This window comes from Pseudomonas sp. B21-041 (assembly GCF_024748675.1).
In the GTDB taxonomy this organism is placed as follows: domain Bacteria; phylum Pseudomonadota; class Gammaproteobacteria; order Pseudomonadales; family Pseudomonadaceae; genus Aquipseudomonas; species Aquipseudomonas neuropathica.
The window spans coordinates 3730393-3747809 of record NZ_CP087175.1 but is presented as its reverse complement, the minus strand read 5'-3'; the positions used below and the strand labels follow the sequence as shown (position 1 = coordinate 3747809).

The 17417-nt window shown below is 60.1% G+C and carries 15 protein-coding genes; 7 read left to right on the top strand and 8 right to left on the bottom strand.

Features of this window, described 5'->3' with window-relative positions:
* Window position 1: 1 nt before the first annotated feature.
* From LOY43_RS16385 to gloB, 5 genes are all read right to left on the bottom strand, one after another.
* The gene (locus LOY43_RS16385) at window positions 2–1075 is read right to left on the bottom strand and encodes a microcin C ABC transporter permease YejB (protein ID WP_007910584.1); all 1074 of its coding nucleotides are present in this window, start codon (window positions 1073–1075) and stop codon (window positions 2–4) included.
* A 4-nt stretch (window positions 1076–1079) separates the two neighbouring features.
* Window positions 1080–2921, bottom strand: coding sequence for an extracellular solute-binding protein (locus LOY43_RS16380; RefSeq protein WP_095047908.1), 1842 nt, complete (start codon window positions 2919–2921; stop codon window positions 1080–1082).
* Entirely contained in the window at window positions 2918–4750 is a 1833-nt protein-coding gene (locus LOY43_RS16375; protein WP_095047907.1) for an extracellular solute-binding protein, read from the bottom strand. The genes LOY43_RS16380 and LOY43_RS16375 overlap by 4 nt, the downstream gene beginning before the upstream one ends.
* Window positions 4751–5164: 414 nt before the next feature.
* A complete protein-coding gene (locus LOY43_RS16370) occupies window positions 5165–6628 on the bottom strand; it encodes a transglycosylase SLT domain-containing protein (RefSeq protein WP_093430717.1) in 1464 nt (487 codons plus the stop codon).
* Window positions 6629–6727: 99 nt separating this feature from the next.
* Window positions 6728–7495 (bottom strand): hydroxyacylglutathione hydrolase, encoded by a 768-nt coding sequence (gloB, locus tag LOY43_RS16365; protein WP_258708392.1) that lies wholly within the window; start codon window positions 7493–7495, stop codon window positions 6728–6730.
* Window positions 7496–7561: 66 nt separating this feature from the next.
* Between gloB and LOY43_RS16360 the strand changes: the two genes are divergently transcribed.
* From LOY43_RS16360 to LOY43_RS16340, 5 genes are all read left to right on the top strand, one after another.
* Window positions 7562–8320, top strand: coding sequence for a class I SAM-dependent methyltransferase (locus LOY43_RS16360; RefSeq protein ID WP_093430718.1), 759 nt, complete (start codon window positions 7562–7564; stop codon window positions 8318–8320).
* 90 nt (window positions 8321–8410) lie between these two features.
* A complete protein-coding gene (rnhA, locus tag LOY43_RS16355; protein ID WP_093430719.1) occupies window positions 8411–8881 on the top strand; it encodes a ribonuclease HI in 471 nt (156 codons plus the stop codon).
* A gap of 189 nt (window positions 8882–9070) precedes the next feature.
* On the top strand, window positions 9071–9829 hold the full coding sequence (gene dnaQ / locus LOY43_RS16350) for a DNA polymerase III subunit epsilon (protein WP_093430720.1): 759 nt from the start codon (window positions 9071–9073) through the stop codon (window positions 9827–9829).
* Between the two features lie 132 nt (window positions 9830–9961).
* A complete protein-coding gene (locus LOY43_RS16345; protein WP_116254897.1) occupies window positions 9962–12217 on the top strand; it encodes an Orn/Lys/Arg decarboxylase N-terminal domain-containing protein in 2256 nt (751 codons plus the stop codon).
* A 14-nt stretch (window positions 12218–12231) separates the two neighbouring features.
* Complete coding sequence (locus tag LOY43_RS16340; protein ID WP_099756507.1) at window positions 12232–12846, top strand: GNAT family N-acetyltransferase; 615 nt, start codon at window positions 12232–12234, stop codon at window positions 12844–12846.
* Here the strand turns inward: LOY43_RS16340 and LOY43_RS16335 are convergent.
* On the bottom strand, window positions 12812–13705 hold the full coding sequence (locus tag LOY43_RS16335; RefSeq protein ID WP_258708391.1) for a LysR family transcriptional regulator: 894 nt from the start codon (window positions 13703–13705) through the stop codon (window positions 12812–12814). The two genes, LOY43_RS16340 and LOY43_RS16335, sit on opposite strands and share 35 nt — an antisense overlap.
* Window positions 13706–13790: 85 nt before the next feature.
* Window positions 13791–14021 carry a hypothetical protein gene (locus LOY43_RS16330; RefSeq protein ID WP_093430724.1) on the bottom strand — a complete coding sequence of 77 codons (231 nt, stop codon included), beginning with the start codon at window positions 14019–14021 and terminating at the stop codon, window positions 13791–13793.
* Window positions 14022–14206: 185 nt separating this feature from the next.
* On the opposite strand from LOY43_RS16330, the gene LOY43_RS16325 reads away from it, so the two are divergent.
* Both LOY43_RS16325 and LOY43_RS16320 read left to right on the top strand, forming a co-directional pair.
* Complete coding sequence (locus LOY43_RS16325) at window positions 14207–14764, top strand: NADPH-dependent FMN reductase (protein ID WP_038366013.1); 558 nt, start codon at window positions 14207–14209, stop codon at window positions 14762–14764.
* A gap of 153 nt (window positions 14765–14917) precedes the next feature.
* Complete coding sequence (locus tag LOY43_RS16320) at window positions 14918–16201, top strand: arsenic transporter (protein ID WP_258708390.1); 1284 nt, start codon at window positions 14918–14920, stop codon at window positions 16199–16201.
* Window positions 16202–16386: 185 nt separating this feature from the next.
* Here LOY43_RS16320 and LOY43_RS16315 read toward each other — a convergent pair whose 3' ends face one another.
* Window positions 16387–17337, bottom strand: a complete 951-nt coding sequence (locus LOY43_RS16315; RefSeq protein WP_258708389.1) for a DUF1853 family protein — start codon at window positions 17335–17337, stop codon at window positions 16387–16389.
* Window positions 17338–17417 lie beyond the last annotated feature (80 nt).

The following is a 17417-nucleotide window of genomic DNA, read 5'->3' as shown; positions in this document are numbered from 1 at the left end:
CTCAATGCTCCCGGCTTTCGAAGTCGATGCGCGGATCGACCAAGGTGTAGGTGAGGTCGCCGATCAGTTTCACCACCAGCCCCAGCAGGGTGAAGATGAACAGGGTACCGAACACCACCGGGTAATCGCGGTTGATCGCCGCTTCAAAGCTCATCAGGCCGAGACCGTCGAGGGAGAAAATCACTTCCACCAGCAAGGATCCTGTGAAGAAGATGCCGATGAACGCCGACGGGAATCCGGCAATCACCAGCAGCATGGCGTTGCGGAACACATGGCCGTACAACACGCGATGGCGGGTCAGGCCTTTGGCCTTGGCGGTGACCACGTATTGCTTGTTGATTTCGTCGAGAAAGCTGTTTTTGGTCAGCAGGGTCATGGTTGCGAAGTTACCGATCACCAGTGCGGTCACCGGCAGCGCCAGGTGCCAGAAGTAATCGAGGATCTTGCCGCCGAAGCTCAGTTCATCGAAGTTGTTTGAGGTCAGGCCCCTTAGCGGGAACCAGTCGAGATAACTGCCGCCGGCAAACACCACGATCAGCAGGATCGCAAAGAGAAACGCCGGGATCGCATAGCCGACGATGATCGCCGAACTGGTCCAGACGTCGAAATGGCTGCCGTGCCGCGTGGCCTTGGCGATCCCCAGCGGGATCGACACCAGGTACATGATCAGCGTGCTCCACAGCCCCAGCGAGATCGACACCGGCATCTTTTCCTTGATCAGGTCGATCACCTTGGCGTCGCGGAAGAAACTGTCGCCGAAATCCAGCTGCGCGTAGTTCTTGACCATGATCCACAGACGTTCCGGGGCCGATTTGTCGAACCCGTACATGTGCTCGATTTCCTTGATCAGCGCCGGGTCCAGACCCTGCGCGCCGCGATAGGAGGAGCCGGCCACCGACACCTCGGCACCGCCGCCGGCAATGCGGCTGGTGGCGCCTTCGAAGCCTTCGAGCTTGGCGATCATCTGTTCCACCGGGCCACCGGGCGCGGCCTGGATGATCACGAAGTTGATCAGCAGAATGCCGAACAGGGTCGGGATGATCAGCAGCAGTCGCCGAAAAATATACGCCAGCATCTGATTACTCCGTGCCCACAGGGTCGGCTTGCAGTTTGGTTTCGACTTCTACTGCCGGTTTTGCGTCGGGCTTGACCCACCAGGTATTAATCCCGATGTCGTACTTGGGCGAGACTTTCGGGTGACCGATGTGGTTCCAGTACGCCACGCGCCAGGTCTTGATGTGCCAGTTGGGCACCACGTAGTAACCCCATTGCAGCACGCGATCCAGTGCGCGGGCGTGGGCCACCAGGCTTTTGCGTGAGTCGGCGTTGATCAGGTTTTCGACCAGTTGATCGACAATCGGATCCTTCAGGCCAATGGTGTTGCGGCTGCTCGGTTTGTCGGCAGCGGCGCTCATCCAGAATTCGCGCTGTTCGTTACCCGGTGAGTTGGACTGCGGGAAGCTGCCGACCATCATGTCGAAGTCCCGCGAACGCACGCGGTTGATGTACTGCGAAACGTCGACGCGGCGGATTACCAGATCGATGCCAAGGTCGCTGAGGTTGCGCTTGAACGGCAGCAGTACGCGTTCGAATTCGGTCTGCGCGAGCAGGAACTCAATCACCACCGGTTTGCCCGTGGCGTCGACCATTTTGTCGTCGACGATCTTCCAGCCGGCCTCTTGCAGCAGTTGATAGGCCTCGCGCTGCTGCGCGCGGATCATGCCGCTGGCATCGGTCTTCGGATTCTCGAACGCTTCGCTGAACACCTGCGCCGGCAGTTTGCTGCGGAACGGCTCGAGGATCGCCACTTGATCGGCGTCGGGCAGGCCGGTGGCGGCCATTTCCGAGTTTTCGAAATAGCTGCGGGTGCGGAAGTAGGCGCTGTTGAACAGTTGTTTGTTGGTCCACTCGAAATCGAACAGCAGACCGAGTGCCTGACGCACCCGCACATCCTGAAACACCGGGCGACGCAGGTTGAAGACGAAGCCCTGCATGCCGGTCGGGTTGCTGTTGGCGATCTGTTCCTTGATCAAGCGGCCTTCGGTAACCGCCGGGATGTTGTAGGCGTTGGCCCAGTTCTTTGCGGTCATTTCCAGCCAGTAATCGAATTGTCCGGCCTTCAGCGCTTCGAGCGCGACGGTGTTGTCGCGGTAGTAATCGGTGGTCATCGTGTCGAAGTTGTAGAAGCCACGGTTGACCGGCAGGTCCTTGCCCCAGTAATCCTTGACCCGCTCGTAACGCACTGAACGTCCGGCCTTCACTTCGGCAACCTTGTAAGGGCCGCTGCCCAGCGGAATTTCCAGGTTGCCCTTGGTGAAGTCGCGATCGGCCCACCAGTGCTTGGGCAGCACCGGTAACTGGCCGAGGATCAGCGGTAGTTCACGGTTATTGGTGTGCTTGAACTTGAAGAGCACTTTCAGCGGATCTTCGGCGATCACTTCGGAAACGTCGCTGTAGTAGCCGCGAAACAGCGGTGAGCCTTCCTTGGTCAGCGTGTTGAAGCTGAACACCACGTCCTCGGCGCGTACCGGGTGGCCGTCGTGGAAGCGCGCTTCGGGGCGCAGGTAGAAACGCACCCAGCTGTTGTCCGGGGCTCTTTCGATCTGCCGGGCGATCAGGCCGTATTCGGTGAACGGTTCGTCGAGGCTGTGTTTGGTCAAGGTGTCGTAGATCTGCCCGACATCGTCGGCCGGCACGCCTTTGCTGATAAACGGGTTGAGGCTGTCGAAGCCGCCGAAACCGGCCTGACGGAAGATGCCGCCCTTGGGCGCGTCGGGGTTCACATAATCGAAATGCTTGAAATCGGCTGGGTATTTCGGCGGCTCGTTGTACAGGGTCACGGCGTGTTGCGGAGCGGCAAAGGCCAGCCCGGCGAACAGCAAACCGCTGGCCTGGACGAGCAGGGCGCGGATCGGTTTCATTGATCTTTCTCCGAAGACTTCAGCCACCACGCGCTCAGGCCCAGAGTGTAGGGCGGCGTGGTGACGTGGGCCAACCGGTTGCGGTAGGCCAGACGGTGATAATTGAGGTACCAATTGGGAATGCTGTAGTGCTGCCAGAGCAGCACGCGGTCGAGCGCCTTGCCGGCGGCAACCTGCTCGTCGCGGGTGCGCGCGGCGAGCAATTGTTCGAGCAGGTGATCCACTACCGGGTTGGCAATGCCTGCGTAATTCTTGCTGCCCTTGACCCCGACCTGACTGGAGTGGAAGTACTGCCACTGCTCCAGGCCCGGGCTGAGGGTCTGGTTGAGCGTCATCGAGATCATGTCAAAATCAAATTGATCGAGGCGCTGTTTGTACTGCGCCCGATCCACGGTGCGCAGGCGCGCGTCGATGCCGATGCTGTTGAGGTTCTCGATATAGGGCTGGTAGAGGCGCTCCAGGTTCGGATTGACCAGCAGCAGCTCGAACCGCAGCGGTTGGCCGTCAGCGTTTTGCAGGCGCTGACCGTTGAGCTTCCAGCCGGCTTCGGCGAGCAATGCCAATGCCTTGCGCATGGTTTCCCGGGGAATGCCGCGTCCATCGGTTTTTGGCAGGGTGAACGGCTCGGTGAACAGCTTGGCCGGCAGTTGTTCCTTGTACGGCTTGAGCATCAGCCATTCATGCCCGACCGGCAGGCCGGAGGTGGTGAACTCGCTGTTGGGGTAATAACTGGTGGTGCGTTTGTAGGCATCGCTGAACAGTGCGCGGTTGGTCCACTCGAAGTCGAACATCAGGCCCAGCGCTTCACGGGTCTTAACGTCCGAGAACGTCGCACGGCGGGTGTTCATGAACAGGCCCTGACTCTGGGTCGGGATCTGATGCGGGATCTGTGCCTTGATCACATCGCCACGGCGTATGGCCGGGAAGTTGTAGCCGTTGGCCCAGTTCTTCGCCTGATGCTCGATGTAAATGTCGAATTCGCCAGCCTTGAATGCTTCGAAGGCGACATCGCTGTCGCGGTAGAACTCGACTTCCATGCGATCGAAGTTGTACTTGCCGCGATTGACCGGCAAGTCCTTGCCCCAGTAATCCTTGACCCGCTCGAAGATCAACTGCCGGCCCGGCGTCACCGAAGTGATGCGATAGGGGCCGCTGCCCAGTGGCGGTTCGAAGGTAGTGGCCTTGAAGTCGCGGTCTTTCCAGTAGTGCTGCGGCAGCACCGGCAATTCGCCAAGGCGCAGGATCAGTAGCGGATTGCCCGAGCGCTTGAGCACGAAGCGAATGCGCTGCTTGTTGAGAATGTCGACCCGCAGCACTTCCTGCAACGCGGTACGGTACAGCGGATGGCCGTCCTTGAGCAGCGTTCGATAGGAGAAGGCGACGTCATAAGCGGTGATCGGCGTGCCGTCGTGGAAACGCGCTTCCGGGCGCAGGTTGAAGACTACCCAGCTGCGATCTTCGCTGTACTCCACCGATTGCGCGATCAAACCATAGCTCGACGCCGGCTCGTCACCGGACGGCGAATACTGGCCGGTGCCAACCATCAGCGGCTCGTTCAGTTCATTGATGCCGTACTGGAGGAAATTCGCGGTGGTGACCGGGCTGGTGCCTTTGAACGTGTACGGATTGACCGTATCGAAGGTGCCGAACGCCATTACCCGCAACGTACCGCCCTTAGGCGCTTGCGGGTTGACCCAGTCGAAGTGGGTAAATCTGGCCGGGTACTTGAGCGTGCCGAACTGCGCATAACCGTGACTTTCGGTAATCGTCGCGCTTGCGGTTGAGCTCAAGGCCAGGCTGATCAGGAGCAGGAGGAGGGGACGCTTCAAGTCAGATCCGATCCAGGCGGCTTGGGCTTAGTGGGCCGTACAGTAACAGCTTGTCTGGACAGGAAAAAGATGTGGGTTAAAGAGCCCCTCACCCTAACCCTCTCCCGGAGGGAGAGGGGACTGATCGTGGTGTTTGGAAGAATTACACCGACGTGCTGCACCGAGTCGAACTCAAGTTTTCAAAAGCCCCTCACCCTAACCCTCTCCCGGGGGGAGAGGGGGCTGACTGTGGTGTTTGCGAGAGCTGCGCCGACGTGCGATACCGCGCCGAACTCGGATGTTGAACAGCACGGAGATCGGCTCCCTTTCCCCCTCGCCCCCTTGGGGGAGAGGGCTGGGGTGAGGGGGATGGATCTAATGCACACCTCAAAAACGTGATCAAAAAAAGCCCCTGAAAACTCAGGGGCTCTTCTGTCAGTGCGGCTGATAAACCGTGAGCATCTGCCCCGGCTTCAGTGCTTTACCCGCACCCGGATTCCAGCGCTTGAGATGCTGCATCTCAACGTTGAAGCGCTTGGCCACGACGTACAGCGTGTCGCCGCGTTTGACCTTGTACTGGGTTTGCTGCGCGCTGTCGTCCTTGCCTTTGCTCTTGCTGTTGGCCGCAATCACCGTGTTGACCCGGCCGGATTTGCGTGCCGGCGCGCGCTTGGTGGTGTCTTGCATCACCAGGGTCTGACCAACCTTGAGGTTCTTGCCGGTCAGCTTGTTCCAGCGCTGCAGGTCTTTGACTTCGACCTTGTTGGCCTTGGCGATGGAACCGAGGTTGTCGCCACGCTTCACCCGATAGGCACGCTTGAGCTGCGCCACTTCCGACGGATCGGCGCCTTCGAAGACTGGTTTCAGCGAACGCGGGCTGATCAGCTCTTCCGGACGCATGGTCTGCAAACTGGCCGTCAGCAATTGCGCCTTCGACGTCGGCACCAGCAAATGCTGAGGGCCGTCGATGGTGGTGCGTTGCTTGAAGGCCGGGTTGAGCTGGAACAGTTCGTCTTCGTCGATGTTGGCCACCGCAGCGACCTTGGACAGGTCCATGCGCTGGTTGATTTCGACGACCTGGAAGTACGGTTCGTTGGCGATCGGGTTGAGGTTCACGCCGTAGGCTTCCGGCGCCAGCACCACTTGCGACAGCGCCAGCAGCTTCGGCACGTAGGCCTGGGTTTCCGCCGGCAACGGCAGGTTCCAGTAGTCGGTGGGCAGGCCGAGCTTTTCGTTACGTTCGATGGCGCGGCTGACCGTGCCTTCACCGGCGTTGTACGCCGCCAAGGCCAGCAACCAGTCGCCGTTGAACATGTCGTGCAGGCGGGTCAGGTAATCCATCGCTGCCGTGGTCGAGGCGGTGATGTCGCGACGGCCATCGTAGAAGCGCGTCTGACGCAGATTGAAATAACGCCCTGTGGACGGAATGAATTGCCACAACCCGACTGCATCGGCCCGGGAATAGGCCATCGGGTTGTAGGCGCTTTCAATCACTGGCAGCAGGGCCAGTTCCAGCGGCATGTTGCGTTCTTCGAGGCGTTCGACGATGTAGTGAATATAGAGACTGCCGCGTTCGCCGGCGTTCTCGAGGAAAGAGGGATTGCTGGCGAACCACAGGCGCTGTTGCTCGATGCGCGGGTTGACGCCGAGACCTTCCTGCAGCTGAAAGCCCTGGCGCATGCGTTCCCAGATGTCCTGGGGAACCTGTGGGCTGGGCTTTTCGGACAGCCAGATCGGCTTCTGCTTGGCTCGCGCAGCAATGTTCGGCGTATGGGTCGCTTCAGTCTGCGGAGCATGGCTGGAACAGCCCGCCAGCGTGGCGGACACAGCCACCGCGATGGCTTGCGCCAGGCGGGTCAATGCGTCTGAATTGACGGACTTACGTATGGATGACGACATTGGCTGGAAGTAAGTTCCGGGCAAAAATGTCGGGCGATTCTAGAAAGCGCACCCCCTGCGGTCAACCATTCAGAATTTTTGTACCAAGTGGTGGGGGGCTTAGAACTTATCTTTCCAAGCCCGCAGAGCCGCAAATACCTCACTCGGCGCCCGGTTTTGAGCGCCTGCCCGTTCGTCCACTTTTTGTGTAACTAATGTTTCAGAGGTACGCAAGAACGGATTTGTGAGCTTTTCCAGTGCCAGGGTCGAAGGCAGGGTCATGACGCCGTTTTGCCGCTGCTGAGTGACTTTTTCCAGACGGGCGGCGATGTCCGGATTGCCCGGCTCGACGGCGGCGGCAAACTTCAGATTGCTCAGGGTGTATTCATGGGTGCAGTAGACCAGGGTATCTTCCGGTAGAGCAGCGAGGCGGCTGAGCGAGTGGTGCATTTGCTCCGGCGTGCCCTCGAACAGGCGACCGCAACCGGCGGCGAACAGGGTGTCGCCGCAAAACAGCAGGCCGTGGTGGTAATAGGCAATGTGCCCCAAGGTGTGACCGGGCACCGCATAGGCGTCGAAGTCCCAGCCGAGAACGCTGACCGTGTCGTTGTCCTCAAGCGCCACGTCGCGCCCCGGGATGCTTTCGCTGGCCGGGCCGTAGACTTTTGCGCCGCTCAGCGCTTTCAGGCGTTCGACGCCGCCGACGTGATCATGATGGTGGTGGGTGATCAGGATATCGCTCAACACCCAGCCCGGATGCGCTGCAAGCCACGCCTGAACCGGCGCGGCATCGCCCGGGTCGACCACGGCGCAGCGCTGGGTGCGGTGATCCTGTAACAACCAGATGTAGTTGTCGGTGAACGCGGGCAGTGCACTGATCTGTATCATCGTCGGAATTCGCCAAGCGGAAAACATTGGCGCATCTTAGTAGTTCCTGGCGCTTTGGAGAATGCGATGAGTGATAAAGCGTTCGCACAGGCTGATCCTGACTGGCTGGCCCTGATCGGTGCAGCCCGTGAATGGCTGTCCGGCCCGCTCGGGCAATTTCTGCTCGATGAAGAGCGGCGCATGCTCGAAGACGAGTTGGGCCGTTTCTTTGGCGGTTATCTGGTGCACTACGGGCCATCGGCCGAAACCCCGCCGTCGGCACCGCAAGTGCAGCGCAATGTGCGTCTCGGTGCACCGTTGCCCGGGGTCGAGATCGTCTGCGAGGAGCAGGCCTGGCCGCTGAGCGAGCATGCCGCCGATGTGGTGGTGATGCAGCACGGTCTGGATTTCTGCCTGTCGCCCCACGGTTTGCTGCGTGAAGCAGCGAGCAGCGTGCGTCCCGGTGGGCATTTGCTGATCATCGGCATCAACCCCTGGAGCACCTGGGGGCTGCGCCATGTGTTCGCCCACGACGCCTTGCGCCAGGCGCGCTGCATCTCGCCGTCGCGGGTCGCCGACTGGCTCAATCTGCTGGGCTTCGCGCTGGAGAAACGCCGCTTCGGGTGCTATCGTCCGCCGCTCGCGTCACCCAAGTGGCAGGCCCGTCTGGCCGGCTGGGAACGCAAGGCCGGTGACTGGCAATTGTCGGGTGGCGGCTTCTATTTACTGGTCGCGCGCAAGATTGTGGTCGGACTGCGACCGTTGCGTCAGGAGCGGCGCGAGCCGATGGGCAAGCTGATTCCGCTGCCGATGGCCAAGGTCAACCGCCGTCGTATCGAACCGTAAACCTTCTTTTATTTGTGGCCGGGTGTGTCCCGGCCTCGGTCATTGTCGATCCGTGATCGGCAGGACAGGCATTTTTCTGGATAGATTGGCATGAGCGAAAGCGTTGAAAGCGTCGACACCGTAGAGCTGTTCACTGACGGCGCCTGCAAAGGCAACCCCGGCCCCGGCGGCTGGGGCGCCTTGCTGGTGTGCAAGGGCGTCGAAAAGGAACTGTGGGGTGGCGAAACCAACACCACCAATAACCGCATGGAACTGCTCGGCGCGATCCGTGGCCTCGAAGCCTTGAAGCGGCCGTGTGAAGTATTGCTGGTGACCGACTCGCAGTACGTGATGAAGGGCATCAACGAGTGGATGGCCAACTGGAAGAAGCGCGGCTGGAAAACCGCAGCGAAGGAGCCGGTGAAAAACGCTGATCTGTGGAAAGAGCTGGACGAGCAGGTCAACCGCCACAAGGTTACCTGGAAGTGGGTGCGTGGGCACATTGGCCATCACGGTAACGAGCGGGCTGACCAGCTGGCTAACCGTGGGGTGGATGAGGTTCGCGGTTACAAGCAGAGCTGATTTCGCTTCTGAACCGTGGTGTGGCCCTTCGCGAGCAGGCTCGCTCCCACACTGGATCGTGCTCACAACACATTCAATGTGGGAGCGAGCCTGCTCGCGAAGGGCGCGCCACGGTCTGACTGAAACACCCCGCCGAGCGTGTTAATATCCGCGTTTTTGCAAGATCGACCCGTTGAGAGCTGAACACTGATGGCCACCAGATCCGTTGTACTCGATACCGAAACCACCGGCATGCCGGTGACCGATGGTCACCGGATCATTGAAATCGGTTGTGTCGAACTGATCGGTCGGCGCCTGACGGGCCGGCATTTTCACGTTTACCTGCAGCCGGATCGCGAGAGTGATGAAGGCGCCATCGGCGTCCACGGCATCACCAACGAATTCCTCGTCGGCAAGCCGCGCTTTGCCGAAGTGGCCGATGAGTTCTTCGAGTTCATCAAAGGCGCGCAGCTGATCATCCACAACGCGGCGTTCGACGTTGGCTTCATCAACAACGAATTCGCCCTGATGGGCCAGCACGATCGCGCTGACATCACCCAGCACTGCTCAATCCTCGACACCCTGATGATGGCTCGGGAACGTCACCCGGGGCAGCGCAACAGCCTCGATGCGTTGTGCAAACGTTATGGCGTCGACAACTCCGGCCGTGAACTGCACGGCGCCTTGCTCGACTCGGAGATTCTCGCCGACGTCTACCTGACCATGACCGGTGGCCAGACCAGCCTGTCGCTCGCCGGCAACGCTTCCGACGGCAATGGCACGGGCGAGGGCGCGGACAACTCGGCGACCGAGATTCGCCGCTTGCCGGCTGATCGTCAGCCTGCGCGGATCATTCGTGCGACGGAAGAAGAACTGGCGGCGCATCTGGTGCGGCTGGAAATTATTGCCAAGTCTGCGGGTGGCCCGGCGATGTGGACGCAGATCGCGGAAGCTGACGCCCAGGCTTGAAGATCAACGGATCGGACGATCTTTGCTTTTGGCGGCATGAAGCCAACTGGCCACCCTCGCCACTTTCGCTGCAACCCTCTACCCTGAGTGCATTGGCCGATTCAATTCGGCCGCCTCAGGACACTGAGCCTCATGTACAAAGATTTGAAGTTTCCGGTGTTGATCGTTCATCGCGACATCAAGGCCGACACGGTCGCCGGTGACCGTATCCGTGGCATCGCCCAAGAGTTGGAGCAGGAAGGTTTCAGTATCGTGTCGGCCACCGACTACGCCGAAGGGCGGTTGGTCGCGTCGACCCATCATGGTCTGGCGTGCATGCTGATTGCCGCCGAGGACGCCAGCACCCACTCGCATCTGTTGCAGAACATGGCCGAGCTGATCGGTCTGGCGCGGGTACGCGCACCGGATCTGCCGATCTTTGCCCTGGGCGAGCAAGTCACCCTGGAAAATGCGCCGGCCGATGCCATGGCCGAGCTCAATCAACTGCGCGGCATTCTCTATCTGTTCGAAGACACCGTACCGTTCCTCGCCCGGCAAGTGGCCCGCGCGGCGCGCAAGTACCTCGATGGCTTGTTGCCGCCGTTTTTCAAGGCGCTGGTGCAGCACACCGCCGACTCCAATTATTCCTGGCATACCCCCGGCCATGGCGGAGGTGTGGCGTATCACAAGAGTCCGGTCGGGCAGGCGTTTCACCAGTTTTTCGGTGAAAACACGCTGCGTTCGGATTTGTCGGTGTCGGTGCCGGAGCTCGGTTCGCTGCTCGATCACACCGGACCGCTCGCCGAAGCCGAAGCGCGCGCCGCGCGCAATTTCGGCGCCGATCACACCTTTTTCGTGATCAATGGCACCTCGACCGCCAACAAGATTGTCTGGCATTCGATGGTCGCGCGCGACGATCTGGTGCTGGTCGATCGCAACTGCCACAAGTCTGTTTTGCACGCGATCATCATGACCGGGGCGATCCCGCTGTACCTGTGCCCAGAGCGTAACGAGCTGGGGATCATCGGCCCGATCCCGCTGAGCGAATTCAGCCGCGAGTCGATTCAGGCCAAGATTGACGCCAGCCCGCTGACCAAGGGCCGTGCGCCGAAAGTCAAACTCGCCGTGGTCACCAATTCGACTTACGACGGCCTCTGTTACAACGCCGAGCTGATCAAGCAAAGTCTCGGCAACAGCGTCGAGGTGCTGCATTTCGACGAGGCCTGGTACGCCTATGCGGCGTTTCACGAATTCTTCGCCGGCCGCTACGGCATGGCCACCTCGCGCAGCGAAGACAGCCCGCTGGTATTCACCACGCATTCCACGCACAAGCTGCTCGCTGCCTTCAGTCAGGCCTCGATGATTCATGTGCAGGACGGCGGTGCGCGGCAACTGGACCGTGACCGTTTCAATGAAGCGTTCATGATGCACATCTCGACTTCACCGCAGTACAGCATCATCGCCTCGCTCGACGTTGCCTCGGCAATGATGGAAGGCCCGGCCGGGCGTTCGCTGTTGCAGGAAACCTTTGACGAAGCGCTGAGCTTCCGTCGCGCGCTGGCCAATCTGCGGCAGCACATCGCCGCTGATGACTGGTGGTTTTCGATCTGGCAGCCGCCGGGTGTCGAGGGCATCGACCGCGTGCAGACTGAAGACTGGTTATTGCAGCCGGATGCCGAGTGGCATGGTTTTGGGGAGGTCAGCGACGATTACGTGTTGCTCGATCCGATCAAAGTCACGCTGGTCATGCCGGGGTTGAACGCCGGCGGCGCGCTGAGCGAGAAGGGCATCCCGGCGGCGGTAGTCAGTAAATTCCTCTGGGAGCGGGGGCTGGTGGTGGAGAAGACGGGTCTGTATTCATTTCTGGTGCTGTTCTCCATGGGCATTACCAAAGGCAAATGGAGCACGCTGCTCACCGAGTTGCTGGAATTCAAACGCAGCTATGACGCCAATGTGCGCCTCGACACCTGCCTGCCGTGTGTTGCTCAGCAAGACATCGTGCGTTATCGCGGCATGGGCCTGCGGGATTTGTGTGATCAACTGCACGCCTGTTATCGCAGCAATGCCACGGCCAAACACCTCAAGCGCATGTACACCGTGCTCCCGGAAATTGCCATGAAACCGGCGCACGCCTACGATCATCTGGTGCGTGGCGAAGTCGAGGCGGTGCCGATCGATGAGCTGGAAGGGCGCATCGCCGCGGTGATGCTGGTGCCGTATCCGCCGGGGATTCCGCTGATCATGCCCGGCGAACGCTTTACCGAGTCGACACGCTCGATCATTGATTACCTGAAATTTGCTCGCACGTTCGATAGCAGCTTCCCCGGTTTTGTCGCGGATGTGCATGGATTGCAGCACGAAGATGAAGGCAATGGGCGGCAATACACCGTCGATTGCGTCAAGGAATGAGGACTTTTCCCAGTATGCAACCGGTCATGAATCCGAAATACCCAGGGCTGTCGGTGCGCGTCGCCGATGAAGGCTTTGCGCCGTATATCTGGGGCAGCGACTTCAGTTTCGAGGTCACCGCCTATGGCGCTGCCGTGATCGGCCAGCCTGTCGAGCAATGGCGGGTGACGCCGATCGTGCCGTACCGCAAGTGCTACGGCATCGATCCGGAAGAGTTCAGCGCCTTTCATAACGCGCCGGACAGCGCGATTTTCATGGCGTATCTGGATGATCAGCCGGTCGGCCATCTGGTGATCAGTACCAACTGGAACGGCTTCGCCCATATCGATGAGCTGGCGGTGCATGCGCCGGCGCGGCGCCATGGCGTGGCCAAGGCGTTGCTCGATGTCGCGCAGTTCTGGAGTCGCAAGAAAAAACTGCCGGGGATCATGCTCGAAACCCAGAACAACAACCTCGGCGCTTGTCGGTTGTATGAGCGTTGCGGCTACGTGATTGGCGGCGTGGACCAGTTGCGCTATCGCGGCATTGATCCGAACACCGCCGAAGTGGCGCTGTTCTGGTATCGATTGTTCGATAACCCGCTGGAAAACCCGCTCAGCTCGCCAGCATCGCCTCGGCTTGTTCCGTGATGATCGCCAGTAACGTCTGAATCGCCGATGCCGGCGCGGTGTGCTTGAACGTCAGGGCATAGAGGCTGATCGGCACCGCCGGCGACAGTGGGCAGACATCCAACCCTGCCGGACGCGCGCCCAGTGCGGTGAACGGATCGACGATGGCCAGGCCTTCGCCGGCCTCGACCATGCTGCGCATCATTTGATGGGTTTGTACGCGGGTCTGGATGCTCGGTGCCGGGCGCAACGCCTGGAGTTTGTTTTCCAGCGCCGGGCTCAGCGGGTCCTGGCCTTCGAGGCCGACCATGGCCTGGCCAGCGAGATCCTGCAGGGAAATGTATTTCTGTTTCGGTTGCAGCCAGCCATGGGGGGCGAGCAGTTGCAGCTTGCCCTGGGCCAATGGCCGGCAATCAATGTCGGGGTGTTCGGGATCGTGCAGGCTCATGCCGAGATCGCTTTCACGTAACAACAGGCTGCGGACGATATCGCGGGTTGGCGCGCTGAGCAGGCTGCACGGTGCATCGGGCAGGCGTCGGCGCAGGGCGGCAAGGCTTTGTGGCAGTAATTGTTGCGCCAGCGGCGGGGTGCCGATGATGCGCAAGGGTGGGGCGAGGTATTGCTTGAGGCTGCTGGCCAGGCGCTGCACCGGCTCCAGCGCTTCATAAACGTGGGCGATTTCGACCTGCAATGCCCGCGCCTCGGGCGTCGATTGCAGGCGCCCGCGTACGCTGGCGAACAGCATGAACCCCAACTGACTCTCGGCTTCGCGCAAACGCTCTTCGACCTCGGCCACCGGCAACTCCAGCCATTCGGCGGCAGTGCCCAGGTGACCGGTCTGCAAGAGCGCCTGAATCACTTCGATATGACGTAAACGCATGCGTGAAGTCCATGTTCAGCAGGTGGGGTCAGTGGCTGAATCCTACCCCAACTCTGCGCATATGACTTCTGCTCATAACGGCCAGTTATGAAGCGACGGTGGTCTCAGGCTCACGGGTCAGGGTGATGCCTGACTGAACCAGGAGAAACTCGTTGTCGTTGACCTTGTTGACGCGATCGCCAATGGCCAGTTTGTAAATCGGCTCCGAGCCAGTGGAACCGTCTGCCGACGGGTTGGATTCCTGGAACTCATGCACGGAATAAACGCGGCCTTCCGCATCTCTTGCATGGAACTGACCGACCAGTACTGCTGCCATCTGCTTAGAACCTCTGGAGATAAAACGCTTGATTTGCGGCTTGGTAGACCGCCATCAAGGCCTGTAAGTTTTCCTACAGGAAAAAAATAATCAGCGCGCGGGAATTTCCCATTGTGTGCTGGTGGAATCGTCACCGGATCATCTATAACTAGTGGCTCCTCCCACGGACCATCGAGAGTTCTTCCATGAGCAATGTCTACAACGTCGCTGTAGTGGTCGGTAGCCTGCGCAAAGCTTCGATTAATCGCAAAGTCGCCCTGGCACTGGCGGAGCTGGCCCCGGCGAACCTCAAGCTTGAGATTGTCGAAATTGGCGATCTGCCACTGTATAACGAAGACATCGACGGCGATTCTCCGCCGGCAGCCTACAGCACTTTCAGGCAAAAAGTGGGTTCTTCCGACGCGGTGCTGTTTGTCACGCCCGAGTACAACCGTTCGGTGCCGGCGCCACTGAAGAATGCGATCGATGTTGGCTCGCGGCCTTATGGCAAGGCTGTCTGGAGTGGCAAACCGGGGGCGGTGATCAGTGTATCGCCGGGTGCGATCGGTGGTTTCGGCGCGAATCAGCATCTGCGCCAGTCGTTCGTATTCCTCAATGTGCCGTGCATGCAGCAACCGGAAGCGTATCTGGGCGGCGCGGGTTCGGCGTTTGACGAGGCGGGCAAGTTGAGCGAGTCGGTGAAACCTTTTCTGCAAAGCTTTATCAATGCCTACGGACAATTCGTAGAGCAACACAAGAAGTAACCTGTACACGGAACAATGTAGGAGTGAGCCTGCTCGCGATAGCGGTGTGTCAGTCGACCAATTGGTAACTGACAGTCCGCTATCGCGAGCAGGCTCACTCCTACAGGTTTTGTGTTGGCTTCATAACCCCATTTCAATTTAAGGCTGTTGCGGATGCTCGCTGCGTCACTGATTTTCCTGCTGACCATTACCCTTGTCATCTGGCAACCCAAAGGCCTCGGCGTCGGCTGGAGTGCAACCCTTGGCGCGGTGCTGGCGCTGATCTTCGGCGTCGTTCACCTCAGCGACATTCCGCTGGTGTGGCAGATCATCTGGAACGCCACCGGCACCTTTGTCGCGCTGATCATCATCAGCCTGCTGCTCGACGAAGCCGGGTTCTTCAACTGGGCCGCGTTGCACGTGGCGCGTTGGGGGCGAGGCAGTGGGCGCAAGCTGTTTGCCTTTATGGTGCTGCTTGGCGCATTGGTGTCGGCGTTGTTTGCCAATGACGGTGCAGCGCTGATCCTCACGCCGATCGTGATTTCGATGTTGCTGGCGCTACGGTTTTCCCCGGCGGCGACGTTGGCGTTCGTCATGGGCGCGGGTTTTATTGCCGACACGGCGAGCCTGCCGCTGGTGGTATCGAACCTGGTCAACATTGTTTCGGCAGACTTCTTCCACATCGGCTTCAACCGCTACGCAGCGGTGATGGTGCCGGTCAACTTCGTCAGCGTGGCGGCGACGCTGGGCATGCTGCTGTGGTTTTTCCGCCGCGATATTCCCTCGGCGTACGACCCTGAGCAACTCGAACATCCCGAAACCGCGATCCACGATAAAGCCACGTTCTACGCCGGTTGGGCGGTGTTGGTGATTCTGCTGATCGGCTGCTTTGCGCTGGAGCCGCTGGGCATTCCGATCAGTGCGATATCTGCCGTGTGCGCCGCGCTGTTGCTGGGCATCGCCGCCCGCGGCCACAAGATTTCCACGCGCAAGGTGATGAAAGAGGCACCGTGGCAGATCGTGATTTTCTCGTTGGGCATGTATCTGGTCGTGTATGGCCTGCGCAATGCCGGGCTGACCGGGTATCTGGCCGGTTGGCTGGATGTCTTTGCCGGTCATGGCGTTTGGGGCGCGGCAATGGGCACGGGTGTGCTGACCGCGTTGCTGTCATCGATCATGAACAATTTGCCGACGGTGTTGATTGGTTTGTTGTCGATTGATGCCAGTCAGGCCAGCGGAGTGGTCAAGGAAGCGATGATCTATGCCAACGTGATTGGCAGTGACCTGGGGCCGAAGATCACGCCGATTGGCAGCCTGGCCACGTTGTTGTGGCTGCATGTGCTGGAGCGCAAGGGGATTCATATTGGCTGGGGCTATTACTTCCGGGTCGGGATTGTGTTGACGGTGCCGGTGTTGTTGGTGACGTTGGCGGCTTTGGCTGTGCGGCTGTCCATTTAGACCGAGTCGGCCGCAATCGCTGGCAAGCCAGCTCCCACAGGGATCTTCTGTGTGCTCACTACCTGAGTCACACCACAAAGCCAGCTCCTATTAACTTTGTGGTGTGCTCACTACCTGGACCACACCACAAAACCTGTGGGAGCTGGCTTGCCAGCGATGGGGCCGGTACGGGCGACACAAAAAAATCAGGCCTGGCCGGGGACATTCGGCCAAAGGTCGGAGACCAGAAACAACCGCTCCGCCTCTTCCCATTCCCCCCGCGCATTCTCGATCAGGCGCACCAGCAACTGCGCCGGCGCCAGCGGTTCCAGATCCTCCAGCCACATCCGTAGGTGTTCCAAAGCCCATGTCTGATCCGCCGGATAATGCGCCGGCGCCAGCCAGGCATGGCGGGGCAGCGGTTGCCAGCGCCCGGCCGGGCGTTGTGCGAAGAACGCCGGCCAATCCTTTTGATGCAGCCAACTGCCGCGCAAATGCTGCGGATGTGCACCATTCGGTGATTCGGCCTGCCCCGGCCACGGGTACAACAGATAACCACCGAGCCACAACTGAGCACTGAACACCTCGATGTCCAGCGCCGCCAGCACTTCGCGACTTTCCGGGCGCGCCGAGATCGGCAATTGATGCTCGGCCAGATGCGCCAGTTTGCGATCCAGCCGATCATGACAACCTGGGCCTAGCCACTGCGCGGGATCACGACCGTCGCCATTTTGCGGGCCCAGATAAAGCTTGATCGCCAGTTCCAGGTGATGCACGCCATCGCGGTCACGCAGCAGCATATCCAGTTCGCCGAGGGTGTGGCCCTCACGGCGGATCGGCAGGTTGGCGGCAATCAGTTCGATCCCCGGCGCATGCTGAACTGCAAATTGCCACAAGCGCTCGTAATACAAGCCCAGACGCCGCGTGCGCGCCTGCGACAGCCAATGCAACAAGCCATAACTGTCGCGGTCGAGCTGGCGCAACCAGTGCTCCAGTCGCTGCGGGTCATGCACCCAATCGCTGCCCGCCAGCGGATGACGCTGCGGCCATGGCGTGGTGGCGAGCATCGGCGGGGCGAGGATCACCCACGCCAGATCCCGCACTTCCGGGTGGCGTAATTGGTGGGGCAACTGAAGCAAATCGGGAAACAGGATCATCTTGCGAGCATAGCCTGAAACATGAGCGCACCCTTGAGGCTGAAAGGATTTTGTCTAACCGACGCTTTCGCCCATAATCG

Coding starts and splice junctions, on each gene's coding strand:
- LOY43_RS16385 (WP_007910584.1), bottom strand. CDS start 1,075: ATGCTGGCGTATATTTTTCGGCGACTGCTGCTGATCATCCCGACCCTG.
- LOY43_RS16380 (WP_095047908.1), bottom strand. CDS start 2,921: ATGAAACCGATCCGCGCCCTGCTCGTCCAGGCCAGCGGTTTGCTGTTC.
- LOY43_RS16370 (WP_093430717.1), bottom strand. CDS start 6,628: ATGTCGTCATCCATACGTAAGTCCGTCAATTCAGACGCATTGACCCGC.
- gloB (WP_258708392.1), bottom strand. CDS start 7,495: ATGATACAGATCAGTGCACTGCCCGCGTTCACCGACAACTACATCTGG.
- LOY43_RS16360 (WP_093430718.1), top strand. CDS start 7,562: ATGAGTGATAAAGCGTTCGCACAGGCTGATCCTGACTGGCTGGCCCTG.
- rnhA (WP_093430719.1), top strand. CDS start 8,411: ATGAGCGAAAGCGTTGAAAGCGTCGACACCGTAGAGCTGTTCACTGAC.
- dnaQ (WP_093430720.1), top strand. CDS start 9,071: ATGGCCACCAGATCCGTTGTACTCGATACCGAAACCACCGGCATGCCG.
- LOY43_RS16345 (WP_116254897.1), top strand. CDS start 9,962: ATGTACAAAGATTTGAAGTTTCCGGTGTTGATCGTTCATCGCGACATC.
- LOY43_RS16340 (WP_099756507.1), top strand. CDS start 12,232: ATGCAACCGGTCATGAATCCGAAATACCCAGGGCTGTCGGTGCGCGTC.
- LOY43_RS16335 (WP_258708391.1), bottom strand. CDS start 13,705: ATGCGTTTACGTCATATCGAAGTGATTCAGGCGCTCTTGCAGACCGGT.
- LOY43_RS16330 (WP_093430724.1), bottom strand. CDS start 14,021: ATGGCAGCAGTACTGGTCGGTCAGTTCCATGCAAGAGATGCGGAAGGC.
- LOY43_RS16325 (WP_038366013.1), top strand. CDS start 14,207: ATGAGCAATGTCTACAACGTCGCTGTAGTGGTCGGTAGCCTGCGCAAA.
- LOY43_RS16320 (WP_258708390.1), top strand. CDS start 14,918: ATGCTCGCTGCGTCACTGATTTTCCTGCTGACCATTACCCTTGTCATC.
- LOY43_RS16315 (WP_258708389.1), bottom strand. CDS start 17,337: ATGATCCTGTTTCCCGATTTGCTTCAGTTGCCCCACCAATTACGCCAC.